Origin of the sequence: Mesorhizobium sp. M7A.F.Ca.ET.027.03.2.1, from assembly GCF_003999175.1 — a bacterium.
Classification (GTDB): Bacteria; Pseudomonadota; Alphaproteobacteria; order Rhizobiales; family Rhizobiaceae; genus Mesorhizobium.
The window spans coordinates 1-704 of record NZ_RZOM01001701.1 but is presented as its reverse complement, the minus strand read 5'-3'; the positions used below and the strand labels follow the sequence as shown (position 1 = coordinate 704).

1 protein-coding gene is annotated in these 704 nt (G+C 61.9%); it reads left to right on the top strand.

From position 1 onward, the window contains the following. The coding region (locus EN750_RS37475; protein WP_189526832.1) for a TolC family protein at window positions 1–704 on the top strand (704 nt) is incomplete at both ends.

The window sequence follows — 704 nt, the reverse complement described above, 5'->3', positions numbered from 1 at the left end:
GTGGAATCCAATCCCGAGATTGGACAGGCGATCGAAAACCGCGAAGCAATCGAGTTCGAGTTGCGGCAGGCCAAGGGCCTTTACCTTCCCAGTGTCGATGTCGAGGGATCGGCTGGCGTTCGCCGGCTCGACAATTCGTCCCGGCGCTCGCTGTCGATAGAGAACGATTCGCTCTATCCGGCGGAAGCGAATCTGGTGGTGACCCAAAAATTATTCGACAGCGGAGCGCGTCGCGCGGAATTGAACCGCCAGGCATCGCGCGTCGACGGAGCGTCGTTCCGGGTGCTGGAACGGTCCGAATTCATCGGGCTGTCCGTTGTCCAGGATTACCTCGAATACATGCTGCAGGCTTCGATCGTTTCCGAAGCCAAGAAGAATCTGGGTTTCCATCAGGCGATACTCGGCGACATCCGGCAAGGCATCTCAGGCGGGGCGTTGAACGAGGCCGACCGCCAACAGGCCGAGGAGCGTCTGTTCGCGGCCAAGGCCCGCATGCAGGAGGCGACCGAAGAGCTGGAAGCCTCCAAGATCCGGTTCTTCAAGACCGTCGGCAAGCCGCTGGTCAATGCTTCGCGGCCGGGTGACGTCGCCGCCGCGCTTCCGCGGTCACTGGATGACGCGATCGGCCTGGCACGACAGAACAATCCGCGCGTTCACATGGCCACCAGCGATATCGACGCCGCGGCTTCCCTGGTGGATGCGGC